This window comes from Methylomicrobium album BG8 (assembly GCF_000214275.2).
Classification (GTDB): Bacteria; Pseudomonadota; Gammaproteobacteria; order Methylococcales; family Methylomonadaceae; genus Methylomicrobium; species Methylomicrobium agile.
This window is the reverse complement of record NZ_CM001475.1, coordinates 2,525,769-2,542,987: the sequence shown is the minus strand read 5'-3', so window position 1 is coordinate 2,542,987 and position 17,219 is coordinate 2,525,769. Positions and strand designations below refer to the sequence as shown.

Below are 17,219 nucleotides of genomic sequence, written 5' to 3'. Positions count from 1 at the left end.
TCCGGACCTGGAATATCTGAGGGTGGACGGCAGCATCGTTCGCGGCCATCCGCATAGAGTCGATGTTTTCAGATTTCAAAAGCCGCGGCTTCGAACTGGAGAACTCGTAACTGCGGCAAGCCGACCGCCTGGAACGCCTGGTGCTGATCATGGCGCCGGCCATGCCTGGGCGCGTCCGCATCGGACGAGCCGAGACGGCGAATTGCCAGTACTCCCTCGAAAAAAAACACGGCAGCAAGCCGATTTCGAGGCAGGGTGTTTTAAAAAAACTCTACCGCAGTTTGGTATCCTGGCTCGGACGCGGCCTGCGGACTTTGATGCGCTGCCTTCAGAATGACCTGCCTTTTCTGCCATTCTATGAAATAATGAGCAACTGATGCTGGGTAACAAGCTTCCACATTGTTTTCACAATTGCTGCAAATTGTTTGCACGGTCGCCATTTATCTTAATCACCCAGAACGGTGAAACACGGTTCTAACTACTGATTAATCTGGATGAGAACAAGACTATGAACAGAACTTTACCCATACTCGCAATCGTTTTGACTTTTCCGTTGACTGTTGCCGCATTTCCTGGCGCTCAAGGTCCTGGATCGGAAGAACATCAGACACATCGCATCGAGCGGCTTACCAATGAGCTGAATCTGACCGGTGAGCAAAAAAGCAAGGTCGAAGCGATCTTCAATGAGCAACATGAAAAACTCAAAGTGCTGCATGACGAAACTCATACCAAACTCGGCACCGTATTGAGTCCTGAACAAATGTCCAAGCTTGAAGCGCTCAAAAAGCAGCGCCGTGAGCACTGGAAGCATAAAGAAGGCTACCCGCAATCCAAGTAAGTTCTGTTTCACTGTCGGGGCGAGGTGACGGTTTTGGACCTGTCGCCTTTCTAGAAGCCTACTTTTATTGCTTTGTGCATCAAGCCATTGCAGGTCGATTTTTTAATGAGGCCAATGCCGGCTTTGTTGGATGAACTTATCTAAGAGGCTGTTTGGAAATTATCAACCAAAGCTACGACTGGGGTGGCATGGCCATAAATCTGAGTTCAACGATTAGAGATCCCCAAAACCTTGCCCTATCTAGCTTGGCTTTGGAGTTTCCAAACAGCTTCTAATAACGTTTTAATAAATGCGTAGTAAGAGAATAGAGCCAGTACATAAGAGACCTTAAGCTTAGGTCTTTCGCTTCCCTCGTTCCATAAGGTGTTTTATCGGACATGATAACCCAACGGCTGTTATCACGTAGGGATTACCCTTGAAAGTTAAAGCCACGGCCCTGCAAAAGACGCTCTATCAAGTCAGGGCCGACTTGTTTTCCGACTATTTACGAACTGAGCCGCGTAACCCCAGAATTCAGGCTTATTCTACGGTATATAGCGAAAGCCCTAAAACGATTGAGGAAGGCTCGACGCTCCTCGCTCGCTGTCAAGTTAATCTTTTCCATTTTGCCCATTTTTTAATTTTTTCAATTACATCCCATATATTGATATGAAACGCGATATCGATTCTTCTGGTTCCGTTGCCTATGGTGGCGGTATCGGAGGTCGGGTGATTTTTTTAGCTTTAGTTCTCGCGACGGCGGGTTATTTTTTACATCGAAGCAATTCGGTGGCGAAATCAAAGGCCGACCAGAACAGTGATGAACATCGACCGGTAGCGGTTGCTGTGGCGCCGACCTGGAAAAGTAATATGCCGATTTATTTGAACGGCCTTGGCACAATGACGCCGTTACGTACGGTTACGGTGCATTCTAGAGTGGATGGCGAATTGGTGCGAGTGGCCTTCGATGAAGGCCAAACGGTTAAACGGGGCGATTTGTTGGCCGAGATCGATTCCAGGGCCTTCCAGGTGCAGTTGCAACAGGCGTTGGGCCAGTTGCAGCACGATGAGGCGTTGTTGAAAAATGCCGAGATCGATTTGGCACGGTATAAAACCCTGCTGGCACAGGATTCAATCGCGGCCCAGCAAACGGCGACCCAGGAGGCCCTGGTCAAACAATATCGCGGCACTGTCGAAGTCGACAGGTCGCAGGTGAAAAACGCTCAATTGCAACTCAGCTATTGTCGGATTACCGCGCCGATCAACGGTCGGGTCGGTCTGCGTTTAGTCGACCAAGGCAATTTGGTGCGTGCCAGTGACAGTAACGGCTTGGTAGTGATTACGCAGTTGCAGCCGATCACCGCGGTCTTTTCATTACCTGAAGACAGTGTGCAAAAAGTGCTGAAACGCTGGCATGCGGGAGACATTCTGGCCGTCGAGGCCTACGACAGGGAAGGCCTCGGCAAACTGGCCGACGGCAAACTGTTGGCGTTGGACAATCAGATCGATCCCACTACCGGCACTTACAAGTTGAAAGCCGAGTTCGATAATAAGGATCGGCATCTGTTTCCCAATCAATTCGTCAATATCAAGATGCATTTGGATACTTTGCGCGATGTGGTTTTAGCTCCCGCCGCGGCGATTCAGCAGGGCGTTGACGGGAGTTTCGTCTACGTGGTCAAGGACGACGGCACGGCCGGGGTCGCACCGGTAAAACTCGGGCCCGGCGAAGGCGACACGGTTGCGGTCCTGGAAGGGTTGGGGCCGCAGCAAAAGGTGGTCGTCGACGGGGCCGACAAATTGCGCGAGGGGCAGCCAGTCAAAATCATCGGCAGCGATAAAGCGGAAACCACCCACGAATCTTCTGGAAAAGCCCACGGACCTTCTTGATCCATGACCGACGCCACCGCTTCCACACCGGGATTCAATCCGTCGCGCCTGTTCATCCTGCGCCCGGTCGCCACCTCGCTGTTGATGCTGGCCTTATTGCTGGTCGGCTTCATGGCGTACCGGCTGTTGCCGATTTCGGCGCTGCCTCAGGTCGATTATCCGACTATTCAGGTCGTCACGCTGTATCCGGGCGCCAGTCCGGACGTGACGACTTCGGTCATCACCGCGCCGTTGGAGCGCCAATTCGGCCAGATGCCGGGGCTGAGGCAAATGTCGTCGGCAAGTTCCGGCGGGGCTTCGGTCATCACCCTGCAGTTCAACCTGGAGCTGGCTTTGGATGTGGCCGAACAAACCGTCCAGGCGGCCATCAATGCGGCCGGCAATTTTTTGCCTACCGATTTGCCGATGCCGCCGATCTACAACAAGGTCAATCCGGCCGACGCGCCGATTCTGACGCTGGCGGTCAGCTCGCAGAGCATGAGCCTAACCCAAGTGGAAGACTTGATCGACACGAGGCTGGCGCAAAAAATCGCCCAATTGCCCGGCGTCGGCCTGGTCAACATCAGCGGCGGCCAGCGGCCGGCCGTGCGCGTTCGGGCCAATCCCAAGGCGCTGGCGGCTTATGGCCTCAGCCTGGAGGACTTGCGCGCCGCCATCGTGGCGGCCAACGTCAACCAGCCCAAAGGGGTATTCGACGGGCCGATGCGTTCGGCCATCATCGACAACAACGACCAGCTTCGCAGCGCCAAGGAATACGAAGATCTGGTGATCGCGTACCGCAACGGCGCGCCGGTGCTGTTGTCGGCGGTGGCCAAAGCGGTGGACGCCAACGAGAATGTCCGATTGGCCGCCTGGGCGAACCATGCCGCGGCGGTGATCGTCAACATCCAGCGCCAGCCCGGCGCCAATGTCATCGAAGTCGCCGACCGCATCAAGGCGTTGCTGCCGAAAATCCGGTCCTCGCTGCCCGGCGCGATCGACGTCGCGCCGCTGACCGATCGTACCGTCACGATTCGCGCCTCGGTGGAAGACGTGCAGTTCGAACTGCTGCTGGCCGTGGCGTTGGTGGTGATGGTGATTTTCCTGTTTTTACGCAACCTGCCGGCGACCGCGATTCCTGGCGTCGCCGTCCCCTTGTCGCTGATCGGCACGTTTGCCGTGATGTATCTGGCGGGGTTCAGCATCAACAACCTGACGCTGATGGCCCTGACCATCGCTACCGGCTTCGTGGTGGACGATGCCATCGTGGTAATCGAAAACATCTCTCGCTACATCGAGCAGGGCGATTCGCCGCTGGAAGCCGCGCTGAAAGGCTCGCAGCAAATCGGCTTTACGATTATTTCGCTGACGGTCTCGTTGGTGGCGGTGTTGATCCCGCTGCTGTTCATGAGCGACGTGGTCGGACGTTTGTTCCGGGAGTTCGCCATTACCTTGGCGGTCGCTATTCTGATTTCCGCCGTCGTTTCGCTCACCCTGACTCCGATGATGTGCGCCAAAATCCTGAGGCGTTTGCCTGCCGAAAAGGCCGAAGCCGGCCAAGGCGGCTGGTACGGCCGGGTCATCGCCGGCTATGGCCGGACGCTGACCTGGGTATTGGACCGGCAATCTTTCACGCTGCTGGTCGCCGGCGCCACGCTGGCGTTGACCGTGGTGCTTTACATTGCGGTGCCGAAAGGTTTTTTTCCTTCTCAGGATACGGGCGTGATCCAGGGCGTTTCCGAAGCGCCGCCTAGCATTTCCTTCGCCGCGATGGCCGAGCGGCAGGCCCGGCTGGCGGACGCGATCCTGAAAGATCCGGCTGTGGCCAGCCTGTCGTCGTTTATCGGTGTCGACGGTACCAACCCGACCTTGAACAGCGGGCGGTTTTTAATCAACCTGAAGCCGCATGGCGAGCGGGAGGACAGCGCCGAGGCCGTCATCCGGCGGCTGCGCGGAGAGCTGTCCGAAGTTGCCGGCATCGCTCTCTATTTGCAGCCGGTGCAGGATTTGACGTTGGAGAATCGGATCAGCCGCACCCAGTATCAGTTCACCCTGCAGGCGGTCGATTTCGGCGAGTTGAGCCGCTGGAGCGCCCGCCTGGTAGACGCCCTGCGCCGGCTGCCGCAATTGAGCGACGTCGCCAGCGATTTGCAGGAGCAGGGATTGCAGGCCTACGTGAGTATCGACCGGGCCACCGCCAGCCGGCTGGGCGTCAGCACCGCCGCCGTAGACAATACCTTGTATAACGCCTACGGCCAACGGTTGGTATCGACCATTTTCACCCAGTCCAACCAGTACCGCGTCGTGCTCGAGATCGAACCCGACCGTCAAGCCGGCTTGGAAGCCATCGGCGAATTACGCGTGCCCGGCAGTAACGGAGCGCAGGTGCCGCTCTCCGCGCTGGCCGATGTGTCGGAGCGGACGGCGCCCCTGGCAATCGGTCATCTGGATCAATTTCCCGCCGCAACCATTTCCTTCAATCTGGCGCCCGGTGTTGCGCTGGGCGAGGCGGTGGATGCGATAGAGTCCGCCAAACGGCAGATCGGCCTCCCGTTGAGCCTGCAGACGGCCTATCAAGGCGCCGCGCTGGCTTTCAGCGCTTCGTTGACCAATACCCTGTGGCTGATTCTGGCCGCGATCGTGACCGTCTATATCGTGCTCGGCGTCTTGTACGAAAGCTACATTCATCCTTTAACCATTTTGTCGACCCTGCCGTCGGCCGGGGTCGGCGCTTTGCTGGCGTTGATGGCGGCCGATATGGATCTGGGCATTATCGGCGTGATCGGCATCATCCTGTTGATCGGCATCGTCAAGAAAAACGCTATCATGATGATCGACTTTGCGCTGGAGGCCGAACGCAAACAGGGGTTGCCGCCGCGGGAAGCCATTTATCAAGCCTGCCTGCTGCGGTTCCGGCCGATTCTGATGACCACGATGGCCGCGATGCTCGGCGCCTTACCGCTGATGCTCGGCGGCGGCGTCGGATCGGAATTGCGCCATCCTCTGGGTATTACGATGGTCGGTGGATTATTGTTCAGCCAGCTTTTGACTTTGTATACCACGCCGGTCATCTATCTTGCGCTGGACAGGGCGGCAAGCCGTTTGCGCCATACGGTCGGCAAGGGCGAGCCCGTATGAATCCGTCGGCGCTCTTTATCCAACGGCCGGTAGCGACGACCTTGTTGACCATCGGTTTGGCGTTGGCCGGCACCGTCGCTTTCCTGCAGTTGCCGGTAGCGCCATTGCCGCAAGTGGATTTTCCGACCATTTCCGTTTCGGCCGGCTTGCCGGGCGCGAGTCCCGAAACTATGGCGGCCACGGTCGCCGCGCCGTTGGAGCGATCGCTGGGGCGGATTGCCGGCATTACCGAAATGACGTCCGCCAGTTCGCTGGGTTCGACCACCATTACCTTACAATTCGATTTGAACCGCGATATCGACGGCGCGGCGCGCGACGTGCAGTCGGCCATCAATGCCGCCGGCAGTCTTTTGCCCACCAATTTGCCCAGCCGTCCGAAATACCGCAAGGTCAATCCTTCCGATTCGCCGATTTTGATCCTGGCCCTGACCTCCGAGGTGTTGAGCCGCGGCCAAATGTACGACGCGGCATCGACCGTTTTGGCGCAAAAAATAGCGCAAATCCCCGGTATCGGCCAGGTGGCGGTGGGCGGCAGTTCGCTGCCGGCGGTGAGGGTGGAGCTGAATCCTTATTTACTGGCAAAATACGACCTCAGCCTCGAGGATGTGCGCAGCACCATCACAGCCGCCAATACCAACCGGCCGAAAGGCAGCCTTGCCGTTGGAGACCGCCAGTGGCAAATCCAGACTAACGATCAGGCGAAACGGGCCGAGGAATATAATCCTTTGATCGTGGCCTACCGCAACGGCGCCCCGGTCCGGATTTCCGATCTGGGCGAAGCGGTCGACTCGGTGGAAGACTTGCGCAACGCCGGCGTAAAGAACGGTAAACCCTCCGTGTTGTTGATCCTGTTCAAACAGCCCGGCGCCAATATCCTCGAAACCGTGGAACAGGTCCAAGCCATGCTCCCTCAGCTTGCGGCCATGATACCCAGCACCATCGATTTGTCGGTTGTGGTGGACCGCTCGCTGACCATCCGCGCCTCGGTCGACGAGGTGGAACACAGCCTGCTGATCGCGATCGCCTTGGTGATCATGGTCATTCTGCTCTTTCTTCGCCGCCTACGCTCGGCCCTGATTCCGGTGATTGCGGTTCCGGTGTCCTTGATCGGCGCCTGCGCGGTGATGTATTTATGCGATTACAGCCTGGACAATCTGTCGTTGATGGCATTGACCATCGCCACCGGTTTCGTGGTGGACGATGCCATCGTCGTGCTGGAAAACATCAGCCGGCATATCGAAGAAGGACAGCCGCCGTATGCGGCCGCCTTGATCGGCGCAAAAGACGTAGGGTTCACCGTCCTGTCGATGAGTTTGTCGCTGATTGCCGTGTTCATTCCGATTCTGTTGATGGGAGGGATCGTAGGACGGCTGTTCCGTGAGTTTGCGGTGACGCTTTCCGCCGCAGTCCTGGTGTCCCTGGTCGTTTCGCTGACCGTCACGCCGATGCTGTGCGCGCGTTGGCTGCAAACCGATCGCCATACGCCGGGCCGGCTCTCGCAAGCCATCGAAAGCGGATTCTTGTTTTTTCACCGCGGCTACCGGTCCAGTTTGCGCTGGGCCTTGCGCCATGCGCCGTGGATGATGCTGATTTTATTGGCGTGCATCGGTTTGAACGTTTATCTCTATATCAAGGTGCCCAAAGGCTTTTTTCCGATGCAGGATAACGGCCGCCTGGCCGGCAGCATTGTGGCGGACCAGGCGATTTCCTTTCAAGCGATGAAGAAAAAGCTGCTGGATTTCGCCGGGATTCTACAAAAGGATTCGACTGTCGTTTCCGTGGTCGGCTTCGCGGGCGGCGGGCAAAACATCAACAGCGCGCGGATGTTCGTGGAGTTGAAGTCCCCCGAGCAGCGCAGCGAATCCATCGGCAAAACCATGCAGCGCCTGCGCAAGCAATTGTCCGATGAACCGGGCGCCGATTTGTTTTTGCAGCCGGTCCAGGATCTGCGTATCGGCGGACGGACGTCGGCGTCTTTGTATGAATTTACCCTGCGTTCGGAAAATCTTGCGGATCTGCGCGAATGGACGCCGAAAATCGTCGCCGCCCTGCAAAATAAATCGAAATTGGTCGATGTCAACACGGACCAACAGGATAAGGGGCAGCAGATTTCGTTACAGGTCGACCGCGACAAGGCGGCCCGGTACGGTGTCACCCAAGCGGCAGTGGACGCGGCTTTAAATAATGCTTTCGGACAGCGGCAGGTGTCGGTCATTTACAATCCGCTCAACCAATACCACGTGGTCATGGAGTTGGCGCCCGAGTATTGGCACGATCCGCAAATCCTTCGGCAGCTTTATGTGACTGGCAGCGGACAGAACAGCGCCAAGCAGATTCCGGTGACCGCCATTGCCGACTTTCGGCCAACCCACGCGCCTTTGACCGTCAACCATCAGGGCCAGTTTGCGGCGGCGACGATCTCGTTCAATTTGAAGCCGGGCGCGTCGCTGTCCGACGCCACCCAAGTAATACAAGCGACGATGAGCGAAATCGGCGTGCCGGGCACCGTGCGCGGCAGTTTTCAGGGCGCTGCCAAAGCGTTTCAGGAGTCGTTGCGCGACCAGCCTTGGTTGATTCTGGCGGCATTAGTCACGATTTACATCGTGCTGGGCATGCTGTACGAAAGTTACGTCCATCCTCTGACCATTCTATCGACCCTGCCGTCGGCCGGCATGGGCGCGCTTTTGGCATTGATGATCTGCGGTACCGAGTTCAGCATCATTGCCTTGATCGGCGTGATTCTGTTGATCGGCATCGTCAAGAAAAACGCCATCATGATGATCGATTTTGCGTTGGAAGCCGAACGCGAACGGGGCCTAAGCAGCGAGGAGGCCATTTTTCAGGCCTGTTTGCTGCGCTTCCGGCCTATCATGATGACCACGATGGCGGCCGTGCTTGGCGCCTTGCCGCTTGCGCTGGCGTCCGGATACGGCGCGGAGTTGCGTCAGCCGTTGGGTATTTCCATCGTCGGCGGTTTGCTGGTCAGTCAATTGCTGACTTTGTACACCACGCCGGTCGTCTACCTGTATCTGGACAGGTTGGGCATTTGGGGACGCCGGTTTTTCAAGAAGTCGTCCGCCCGGCCGGGCGATAGGGTTTCACGTTAGGACAACGTATGCAGATTCGTTTCGCCAACTTGCTTTTTTACGCCGTCATGGCCGCGACCGTTGAAGGATGCATGATGGGGCCGGATTACGTGAAGCCCAAGGTGCAAGTGCCGGTCGCCTTCAAGGAACTGCAAGGCTGGCAACAAGCGCAGCCCAAGGACGACCGGTTGCCCGGCAAATGGTGGGAAATGTTCGGCGATCCCCAACTGAACGCTCTGGAAGAGCAAGTGGTGGGCAATAACCAAACCCTGGCGGCCGCGGAAGCGCAATATCGGCAAGCGCAACATTTGGTGCAAACGGCATTGGCTGCGTATTTGCCGACCGGCGGCGTTGCCGCCACGGTCAATCGGTTTAGAGCGGCCACCGGTCAGAATGTGGCGGTTTCCGGTGTTCGTTATTTGTTCGGTACGGCTCTGAATATTTCCTGGGAGCCGGACCTGTGGGGGAGCGTGCGCCGCCAGGTGGAAGCCAACGTCGGCAGCGCTCAGGCCAGTGCCGCTACCTTGCAGGCTTTGCGTTTGTCGACGCAGGCGACGCTGGCGCAGGATTATTTCCAGTTGCGGGCGCTGGATGCCCAGCGGCAATTACTGAATCAGACCGTGGCGGCCTATCGGAAAACCCTGGAGATCACCCGCAACCGTTACGCGGTGGGCGTCGCGGCCCTTAGCGACGTGGTACAGGCCGAAGCGCAACTGGAATCCGCAAGAGCGCAAGCGGTCGATGTGGAGGTGATGCGCTCGCAAATGGAACATGCGCTCGCGGTGCTGGTCGGCAAATCGCCTGCCGAATTGGATATTGGGCAGGGCGCTTTAACGACCAGGCTGCCGACGATTCCGGTCGCGGTGCCGTCGGCGGTATTGGAACGCCGGCCGGACATCGCCAGCGCGGAACGTTCGATGGCGGCCACCAACGCCAAAATCGGCGTGGCCAAAGCCGCTTATTTTCCTACTTTGACCTTGTCGGCCACCAACGGCTTTCAAACCGCGAATCTCTCGAAATTGTTCTCGATGGCCACCCGTTATTGGGCGCTGGGACCGGCTGCGGCGGCCTGGACCCTATTGGACGGCGGTGCGCATTCGGCTCAGCTCAAACAGGCCATCGATGCTTTCGATGCCAGCGTCGCCCAATACCGGCAAAGCGTTCTGACCGGTTTTCAGGAAGTGGAGGACAGTTTGTCGGCGTTGCGCACCCTGGAAGAAGAATCTCATGTGCAGGACAAAGCCGTACGAGCCGCGGAATCCGCTTTGACGATTACCGAAAACCAATACAAGGCCGGCACGGTCGGTTATTCGAATGTGATGATCGCTCAAGCTGCCGCGCTGAACAATCGGAAGTCGGCGGTGACTGTGTTCGGACAGCGGTTGATTTATGCTGTGCAACTCGTCAAAGCCTTGGGAGGGGGATGGGGCAGTGCGGATTTACCGGATGCTGATTCAGCGGCGGGTGAACGCAAATGGACTGATTTTTTGCCGTTTCCCCTTCAATAATCAGGAAACTGGTAGGGGGACGAGTAGCCCAAAGGAATCACACCTTCAGGCTCTCACGCAACGGTACGTGAATCTCCCGATTCATACCGCTCCTATCGTCCCGTCATTCCAGCGAAGGGGATTTGCCAATGCACGAAATCACGCATTGCGCCTCTTTTTCAGTTTTGCAATGGATGATACAGTCATCAGCGTAGTGCTCGAATGGCTTTCCGGCGTGATTTCGCTGCATCCACTTGTCGAATGCATGGTGCAAATAGAGATTGGCCAGCAACGGACTGATGACGCCGCTTTGTTCCATATAGGTATACCTACTAGTTGTTCAGTCCCACATTTAACTAACCTGAGTTCGGGATAAGCCTTTATGCCTGAGGCAACAGATTGACTCTGATTAATGAGAGGCTGGGTTTGTTATCGCTCAGGCAATAAGCCATGATGCCGGCCATCAGGTTAACGACGAAGTTAGCCGCAGAGCGGTGCCGGGTATGTTCGATTTGGCACAGGTTTTTCAATTCGTCGAAGACCGTCTCAATCAACGCTCGACGGCGCAGGATGGCTTTCTCGAACTCGGCGCGGGGCACAGGCTTCATGTTCTTTTTGAGCGGCGTGATGAGGTGGATGCCTTGCCTGGCCAGCGTTTCGGTCAACGCTTTGCTGAGATAGCCTTTGTCGGCGAACAACTGGCCGAAGAGTCCTTGGCATAATTCCGGCATGGGCTTACGATCATCGACGTTGCCGGCTGTCAGTTTGAGGCGGATCAGCTCGCCTTTCGAGTTGATGATCGCATGGAGCTTGAACCCATAAAACCAGCCCATTGAGGTCTTGCCGCGCTGGGCGACCCCTTTGAAAACTTTGTGGCGCGAAATGCGCCGGTTGTCGCAGACGGCGAGCGCGGTCGCATCGGCAAGGGAAATGCCGTCGCATTCACCCTTGACCTGGTGGAACAACGCCGCCAGCGGCGCTGCGCAACGGGGTAAGAGTTCCACACAGCGTTGGTAGCTGGGAAGGTTGGGGAATTCAGCGCGCAGATGGCGACAGACATAGCCCAAGTAGAAAGACTTAAATTGGCGGAAGCGCAGTTGATGGAACAGGATGACTAAGGTCATTAACTCCGCCAAGCTCAACGTGCTAGGCCGCTGGCGCCGTTTCGCCCCACTCGCTAACAGCTGGCGTTTCCATGCCGGCTCGAACACCTGGCAGAAATCGTCGATTAGACAAAAAAGTTCGGTTAAACTGTCCATGAGCGCCTCCCGATTCCGTTCGAATTTGTTTCCTAAACAGCATCTTACGCGAAAAAGGAGGCGCTCGCCGGGATTTTCTTATCCCGAACCCAGGTTAACTAGTTAGGATTTACAACAAAAATATCCGGCTGCTTATCCTACCATTGCAGGATGGCCTCAAAGGGTGTCTTACGGCCTAGGGCCCGTTGAAGTTGTAATTTAGCAGGTAGTGGTAGAGATGGGTTTTGAGCGCGTCCACATTGTCATAGTGGAAACGTTGGGTCGTGTTGGCCTTGACCTTTTTGTTCATCGCCTCGGCCCTGCCGTTCGTCCACGGGTGCTTGACCAGGGTGGTGCGGTGTTCGATCTGTTGGGCCTTGCACAGCGCAACGAACGGATGTTCCTTGTCCTTGGGCTTCTTGGCGTCGGGCAAGGGGTTATAGCTGAACTCGATGCCGTTGTCGGTGAGCAGCTTTTCGACCTTGAACGGATATTGTGCCAGGGAGTTTTCCAGAAAGGCGGTAGCGGTCTCCATGCGCTTGTTGTCGTGCAACTCCAGATAGACGTAGCGGGTGGCGCGGTCGATGGCGACGAATAGATACCACTTGTCTTTGCCCAGGTTGATTTGGGCTGTGTCGAGGTGGAGGAAGCCCGGTGCGTAGGTTTTGAACGTCCGGGTGGTGGTCTTTTCCTCGTCCGGCAACAGGTCGGCCAAGCGGCTGACACCGTGGCGTTGCAGGCAACGGTGCAGGTTGGAGCGGGTCAGCGCCGGTATCTGTGGCCGTAACAGATCGTACAGGTCATCCAAGGGCAACAAGGTCTTAGCCGGGTTTCGACGATGACGGCTTCGTTCACCGCGGTCAGCACGCTGCCTTGGCCGGGCTTGCTGCTGCACTTGAGGTCTTCGACCGACGCCCGCTTCCGCCACTTCTGGACAGTTTTGGGGTTGATCCCGTAGCGCTTGGCGAGTTTGACGAGGCTCTCTTGAGCGTCTTGAATTTTTTCTCGGATCGCGTGCGTGGTCGTGGCTGTTCCGTGGAGTACTTGTCCCATCGCTTTTCCTCTTTCAGTTGGGAATAGATTACACCATTTAAACTCGGGACTAGACATATAGTCGGCTCGGCACCGTGTCAATGCTGGCTGGAATCGATCTACACTCTACACTCGGGGCATATCATGGCTAATGTAGAGGATCGGCATCGTAGTTGGGAGTTTATTGCGTTACTCAAGCGATTCGATGAGTACTATCCGCCAGAGGCTGTTATCCGGGTAGTTCTGAACAATCACTCGGCCCACATTTCAAAAGAGACCCTGGCCTATCTTGCAAGCCGACCAGGACGCTTCGAGTATGTGCATACGCCAAAACACGGCTCTTGGCTCAACCTGATCGAGTGTGCATTCTCTAAAATGGCTAGAACGTTCTTGCGGCACATGAGAATGTCAAACTTTTGCTGTCTCCCCGGCAGAGCCGGGGAAGTTTCTCATTATTTGTTAAGACTGCAGACGTTTTTCCATCAATATTATTGATTTTTATTTGAATAACAGACTTTATAAAGAAAGAATTAAGGCAGTCTGTGGTGACAAGCTTGCCAGCTTATTAAAATTTAAATATCAGACCTTATTATAAGAAGGGATTAAAACAATGGATGTCTGGATGACGATAATGGACTGATCGTTTGATATTTCAATCAAAAGTCACTAACCAAGAGAAAAAGCATGAAGAAGACCTTATTTTCAACCATTGCTATCGCTGCACTTACGTCTGGCTGTGCCAGTATTATTCACGGCGCCACTGACGAAGTAAAAGTCGGCAGTTATCCGGATCGTGTAGATTTCACTGTCAAAAATGAAGATGGTGAGATAGTGATGCGCGGAGTAACACCACAAACTATTTCACTAAAACGTGGCAATGGTTATTTCGATGGCGAAAATTATAATGTGGAGTTTGATCGTCAAGGATATGTCAGTCAATCGACATCAATCGAATCAGGGTTGAGCTGGATGTATCCTGGTAATCTCATTTTCGGTGGCCTTGTAGGGTTGCTGATTGTCGATCCGATCACTGGCGCCATGTGGGACTTGGACGATCAAGTAAGCGTCACGCTGACGCCAAAAAGCGCATCATTACCAAAGTAATTCACTAATGAGTATCCTGTAGCCTGGAGTTATCATGCTGTTTTCTTATACAGAAATGGAAAATAGCATGATAGAAACCAATATTTATCGTCTTATTTCTCTAACCACCGACACGATCGGCGTTTTTGCTTTGCTTCGAGAAATTGTCGGCTAAGGATAATCCGGAAAAATTATGTACAGCGCAAGATTCGAAAATTAACAAAAATTTTATCTAAATAAAAATGAATAAGAAAAATCTTGTAGTTATATTGTCATCAATAACTACGATAAGATACGCTAAATCGCTCTATGTGCATGATACAAAAAATGCACAAGATTTTGAGAATGACAAATATGAATGTCGGTTAGTAGCAGAGCAATCGGCGGTAAATTGAGGGTTACCTGGAAACCCTTTCATGATTGAGTCCGACATCGATGAATGCTTAAAGATGAGATATGGACGGAGGCAGGTCTAATCAAATTAGTCGAGATACAATTCGTCGTAACTGAATCAATTCACCTTCCACCAATTGATTCAGTTACGCATACATAGCGTGTTGATACAAACCACGCGCCTTGGCGGCGAGAGCTGTTGATTTGGAGTCGCATCTAACAGGCCGCGCCCCGGCGGCATACCGAGGCGTTTGCGTATTTGTAGAGTTTGGCTCGGAAGAGATTAAGCTATACAAACGGGATTAATAAAAAGCGATAATTCGGGGGCAATTTTCTCGCCTAATCAAAAATAAAGTAGGGCAGAGTTTACCTCAATGCCATTAAGTTAAGAGCGTCGAGCGGGTCTTGCGTGGAGCCTAAAGCTTGTTTTGGAAAGATCGCTAAATCGACCAAAGTAAGCTTTGGACTCCATTCTTTCTTAACTTAACGGCATTGGAGTTTATCTGCCTTTGTTTTATTTGAATAACGTATCTCATAAAGAAGGGATTTTACTCGCTATTCGCTAGTAAACTGACAAGCTTGCCAACTCAGCCATTCGGTCGAGAATCCGCTACTTTATCCGCATGGCTAAACGGCAACTCTATCTGGCGGCTTACGATATTTCCTGTAACCGGCGGCTGCGCAAGGCATTGTATGTTTTGCGCGGTTATGCTTCGGGCGGACAAAAGTCGGTGTTCGAATGTTTTTTGACGGTTGTCGAAAAAGAGCAACTGCTGGAAGAGATTGCCCAAGTCATAAACCCTGAGGAGGACCGCTTTGTCATGGTGCGATTGGCGGGGGTGAAGCACATCCGTACGCTCGGCAAGGCGGTACTGCCTCAGGACGGTTCGTTCTTTTATGTGGGATAGCGGATGAGTAGTTTATATTTGGATCGCAAGAATCTCGGGATTAAGCTGGATGGCCAGGCATTGGCGCTTTATGAAGACGGCATTCGGAAAGGCTCGGTGCCGCTGCATTTGCTCGAGCGCATCGTATTGCGAGGCAATGCGCAGCTCGAAAGCCGGGTGCTGGGCGCATTGGCTGAACGCAATATCGGGCTGGTGATTCTATCCGGACGCAATACCGAGGCTACGGCGATGCTGGCCGGAGGTTCCCACGGCGATGGCGTTCGGCGATTGGGGCAATATCGCACGAGTATAGAAGACGGTCTGCGGATCCCGTTGGCGCGCCGGCTGGTGTTGATCAAGGTTCGTTCCCAGCACCGTTTGTTGAAGCAGGCACTGGCGGCGCGCGCCGATCTACGCTATCCCTTGACGGGAGCCGCCACTACCTTGAACGGCATTCGCGCCCAGTTGCGCGAAGATCGGCAGGCGCCGTCTCTCAGCACTTTGCGGGGACTGGAGGGCGCGGCGGCCGCCGCCTACTTCGCTGCTTTTACCCGGCTGTTTGCGCCGGAACTGAATTTTACCGGGCGCAATAAGCGGCCGCCGCCCGATCCGGTCAACGCTTGCCTGTCGTTGGGCTACACACTGCTGCATTATGACGCCGTGCGGGCCTGCCATATCGTCGGCCTGGACACCATGCTGGGTTTCTATCACGACCTGAGCTTCGGTCGCGAATCGCTGGCTTGCGACTTGATGGAGCCTTTGCGGCCTGTGATGGACGGATGGGTATGGCAACTGTTCCGCGAGCGGGAACTGCGGGCCGAGCATTTCAGCCACGATAAAGGGCGTTGCGTGATGAATAAAACCGGCCGGCAGCGCTTTTATGCCTTTTATGAGACTCGTGCGGGTTCGGCGAGGCGCTTGCTGCGCCGATACGGCTATGCGCTGGCAAGACGCTATCGAAGCGTTTACGAGGCTCGTCCATGAGGCCATTGTATATCGAAGGCGTTCCGGGATGCCGGGTCGTTCTGGACGAGCCGGCCCTCAGGGTGTCGCTGCCCGAGAAAGCGGATCAATTGTTTCCTTTATCGCGGATTTCCCGGGTCGTTTGCAAGGGCGTTGTCGAGTGGTCGATGTCCGCCTTGCTGGCTTGCGCCGATGCCGGCATTTTCGTGCTGTTTCTGGAAAAAAACGGAGAACTGCGTGCGCGCTGGTCGGGGCGGGGCGGCGAAAGGCAGGCAACGGCCCAGCGGCTGGTCGATTTACTGGCGCGAGCGGATGGGCCGGCATTGTACGAAAACTGGATGCGGTCGATGGAAAAACTGGCGGCGCGCAGCTTTGCCAGGCGGGCCGGCATGGCCGACTGGCGCGAAGCGCCGGTGATCGGTTTACGTTTTCAACTGGCCGACGGTTTGGGGCCCGAAGGCCGGCATCACGCGCATCTGTTGTTGAGCCTGTTGCATGCCGAATTGCTTCTCTGGCTGCCCGAGGCCGGGTTCGGCGGCGACGAAGCGCTGCAGGACGGCGAACTCGATCTGGCTGCGTTTTTGAGCCGGCTGCTGCTCTGGGATTTTTATCCCTTGTTATTGGGCGGCGAGATGGAGACGGGCGGAGAGCCGCCGATGCAGGCGATGGCTTCGCTTTTTCATCAATGCGAGGATCGATGCTATTTGCTGTTCCGCAGCACCATCAATAAACTGCACCAGTTTCTCTTATCGGTAAGCTGATGGCGGACAGTCTGCCGGGTCTGTATCTGATCGCCTACGATATTGCCCATCCCAGGCGCCTGGGGCGGGTGCACCGGATTTTAAAGAAAGAGGGATTGCCGGTACAGTATTCGATTTTTACGGTCGTGATGAAGCGCCCGCGCCTGCTGAGGCTGTTGGACCGCATTGCCGAGCAAATCAAGGAGGCGGAGGACGACGTGCGATGCTATCGTCTTCCCGAGAATACCGAAACGGCATCCCTGGGAAAGCAATATTTTCCGGCAGACGTGATGTTGTTTACCGGCGGCGTCGACAGGCTATTGGGCGTTGCGGGCAAGATTGTTCCGGACGAGGACGGAAGTGCGTAGGTCGGGTTAGCGATAGCGTAACCCGACATTTCGACTTAATGGCAGTGACGCCGGCGCATGGGAACGAGGAACCGTAACCTAAGCGAAGGAATTCTGCCGGAGCCTGTTTATCAATTTT

The 17,219-nt window shown here is 55.4% G+C and carries 15 protein-coding genes and 1 pseudogene; 12 read left to right on the top strand and 4 right to left on the bottom strand.

Annotated elements, in window-relative coordinates; translation table 11 throughout:
* Positions 1-140: 140 nt before the first annotated feature.
* From METAL_RS10910 to METAL_RS10885, 6 genes are all read left to right on the top strand, one after another.
* The gene (locus METAL_RS10910; protein WP_040578331.1) at positions 141-377 is read left to right on the top strand and encodes a hypothetical protein; all 237 of its coding nucleotides are present in this window, start codon (positions 141-143) and stop codon (positions 375-377) included.
* A gap of 131 nt (positions 378-508) precedes the next feature.
* Complete coding sequence (locus METAL_RS20800) at positions 509-838, top strand: Spy/CpxP family protein refolding chaperone (RefSeq protein ID WP_005372293.1); 330 nt, start codon at positions 509-511, stop codon at positions 836-838.
* 648 nt (positions 839-1,486) lie between these two features.
* Complete coding sequence (locus METAL_RS10900) at positions 1,487-2,707, top strand: MdtA/MuxA family multidrug efflux RND transporter periplasmic adaptor subunit (RefSeq protein WP_005372292.1); 1,221 nt, start codon at positions 1,487-1,489, stop codon at positions 2,705-2,707.
* A gap of 3 nt (positions 2,708-2,710) precedes the next feature.
* Positions 2,711-5,824: an MdtB/MuxB family multidrug efflux RND transporter permease subunit gene (locus tag METAL_RS10895; protein ID WP_005372290.1), complete on the top strand. Its 3,114-nt coding sequence runs from the start codon at positions 2,711-2,713 to the stop codon at positions 5,822-5,824.
* Positions 5,821-8,931: a multidrug efflux RND transporter permease subunit gene (locus METAL_RS10890; RefSeq protein ID WP_005372289.1), complete on the top strand. Its 3,111-nt coding sequence runs from the start codon at positions 5,821-5,823 to the stop codon at positions 8,929-8,931. The genes METAL_RS10895 and METAL_RS10890 overlap by 4 nt, the downstream gene beginning before the upstream one ends.
* A gap of 8 nt (positions 8,932-8,939) precedes the next feature.
* Positions 8,940-10,418, top strand: a complete 1,479-nt coding sequence (locus tag METAL_RS10885) for an efflux transporter outer membrane subunit (RefSeq protein WP_005372288.1) — start codon at positions 8,940-8,942, stop codon at positions 10,416-10,418.
* A gap of 103 nt (positions 10,419-10,521) precedes the next feature.
* On the opposite strand, the gene METAL_RS10880 is transcribed toward METAL_RS10885, so the two are convergent.
* The 4 genes from METAL_RS10880 to METAL_RS20795 form a co-directional block, all read right to left on the bottom strand.
* Positions 10,522-10,716 (bottom strand): reverse transcriptase domain-containing protein, encoded by a 195-nt coding sequence (locus tag METAL_RS10880; protein ID WP_040578329.1) that lies wholly within the window; start codon positions 10,714-10,716, stop codon positions 10,522-10,524.
* A 61-nt stretch (positions 10,717-10,777) separates the two neighbouring features.
* On the bottom strand, positions 10,778-11,656 hold the full coding sequence (locus tag METAL_RS10875; RefSeq protein WP_005372287.1) for an IS982 family transposase: 879 nt from the start codon (positions 11,654-11,656) through the stop codon (positions 10,778-10,780).
* Positions 11,657-11,831: 175 nt separating this feature from the next.
* Positions 11,832-12,452 carry a DDE-type integrase/transposase/recombinase gene (locus METAL_RS10870; protein ID WP_213069368.1) on the bottom strand — a complete coding sequence of 207 codons (621 nt, stop codon included), beginning with the start codon at positions 12,450-12,452 and terminating at the stop codon, positions 11,832-11,834.
* Complete coding sequence (locus METAL_RS20795) at positions 12,398-12,688, bottom strand: helix-turn-helix domain-containing protein (protein ID WP_051040387.1); 291 nt, start codon at positions 12,686-12,688, stop codon at positions 12,398-12,400. The genes METAL_RS10870 and METAL_RS20795 overlap by 55 nt, the downstream gene beginning before the upstream one ends.
* Before the next feature lie 56 nt (positions 12,689-12,744).
* On the opposite strand from METAL_RS20795, the pseudogene METAL_RS20790 reads away from it, so the two are divergent.
* The 6 genes and pseudogenes from METAL_RS20790 to cas2 (METAL_RS10845) form a co-directional block, all read left to right on the top strand.
* Positions 12,745-13,081: pseudogene (locus METAL_RS20790) on the top strand (transposase); the annotation flags it as partial.
* Positions 13,082-13,351: 270 nt separating this feature from the next.
* A complete protein-coding gene (locus METAL_RS10865) occupies positions 13,352-13,771 on the top strand; it encodes a hypothetical protein (RefSeq protein WP_005372286.1) in 420 nt (139 codons plus the stop codon).
* Positions 13,772-14,766: 995 nt separating this feature from the next.
* Positions 14,767-15,051: a CRISPR-associated endonuclease Cas2 gene (gene cas2 / locus METAL_RS10860; RefSeq protein ID WP_005372284.1), complete on the top strand. Its 285-nt coding sequence runs from the start codon at positions 14,767-14,769 to the stop codon at positions 15,049-15,051.
* A gap of 3 nt (positions 15,052-15,054) precedes the next feature.
* Entirely contained in the window at positions 15,055-16,014 is a 960-nt protein-coding gene (cas1, locus tag METAL_RS10855; protein ID WP_005372282.1) for a CRISPR-associated endonuclease Cas1, read from the top strand.
* Complete coding sequence (locus METAL_RS10850) at positions 16,011-16,754, top strand: CRISPR-associated endonuclease Cas1 (protein WP_005372281.1); 744 nt, start codon at positions 16,011-16,013, stop codon at positions 16,752-16,754. Before cas1 ends, METAL_RS10850 begins: the two co-directional genes overlap by 4 nt.
* Complete coding sequence (cas2, locus tag METAL_RS10845; protein WP_005372279.1) at positions 16,754-17,101, top strand: CRISPR-associated endonuclease Cas2; 348 nt, start codon at positions 16,754-16,756, stop codon at positions 17,099-17,101. The genes METAL_RS10850 and cas2 (METAL_RS10845) overlap by 1 nt, the downstream gene beginning before the upstream one ends.
* Positions 17,102-17,219: the final 118 nt, after the last annotated feature.

Coding starts and splice junctions, on each gene's coding strand:
- METAL_RS10880 (WP_040578329.1), bottom strand. CDS start 10,716: ATGGAACAAAGCGGCGTCATCAGTCCGTTGCTGGCCAATCTCTATTTG.
- cas1 (WP_005372282.1), top strand. CDS start 15,055: ATGAGTAGTTTATATTTGGATCGCAAGAATCTCGGGATTAAGCTGGAT.
- METAL_RS10900 (WP_005372292.1), top strand. CDS start 1,487: ATGAAACGCGATATCGATTCTTCTGGTTCCGTTGCCTATGGTGGCGGT.
- METAL_RS10850 (WP_005372281.1), top strand. CDS start 16,011: ATGAGGCCATTGTATATCGAAGGCGTTCCGGGATGCCGGGTCGTTCTG.
- METAL_RS10875 (WP_005372287.1), bottom strand. CDS start 11,656: ATGGACAGTTTAACCGAACTTTTTTGTCTAATCGACGATTTCTGCCAG.
- METAL_RS10895 (WP_005372290.1), top strand. CDS start 2,711: ATGACCGACGCCACCGCTTCCACACCGGGATTCAATCCGTCGCGCCTG.
- METAL_RS20800 (WP_005372293.1), top strand. CDS start 509: ATGAACAGAACTTTACCCATACTCGCAATCGTTTTGACTTTTCCGTTG.
- METAL_RS10890 (WP_005372289.1), top strand. CDS start 5,821: ATGAATCCGTCGGCGCTCTTTATCCAACGGCCGGTAGCGACGACCTTG.
- cas2 (WP_005372279.1), top strand. CDS start 16,754: ATGGCGGACAGTCTGCCGGGTCTGTATCTGATCGCCTACGATATTGCC.
- METAL_RS10885 (WP_005372288.1), top strand. CDS start 8,940: ATGCAGATTCGTTTCGCCAACTTGCTTTTTTACGCCGTCATGGCCGCG.
- METAL_RS10865 (WP_005372286.1), top strand. CDS start 13,352: ATGAAGAAGACCTTATTTTCAACCATTGCTATCGCTGCACTTACGTCT.
- METAL_RS20795 (WP_051040387.1), bottom strand. CDS start 12,688: ATGGGACAAGTACTCCACGGAACAGCCACGACCACGCACGCGATCCGA.
- cas2 (WP_005372284.1), top strand. CDS start 14,767: ATGGCTAAACGGCAACTCTATCTGGCGGCTTACGATATTTCCTGTAAC.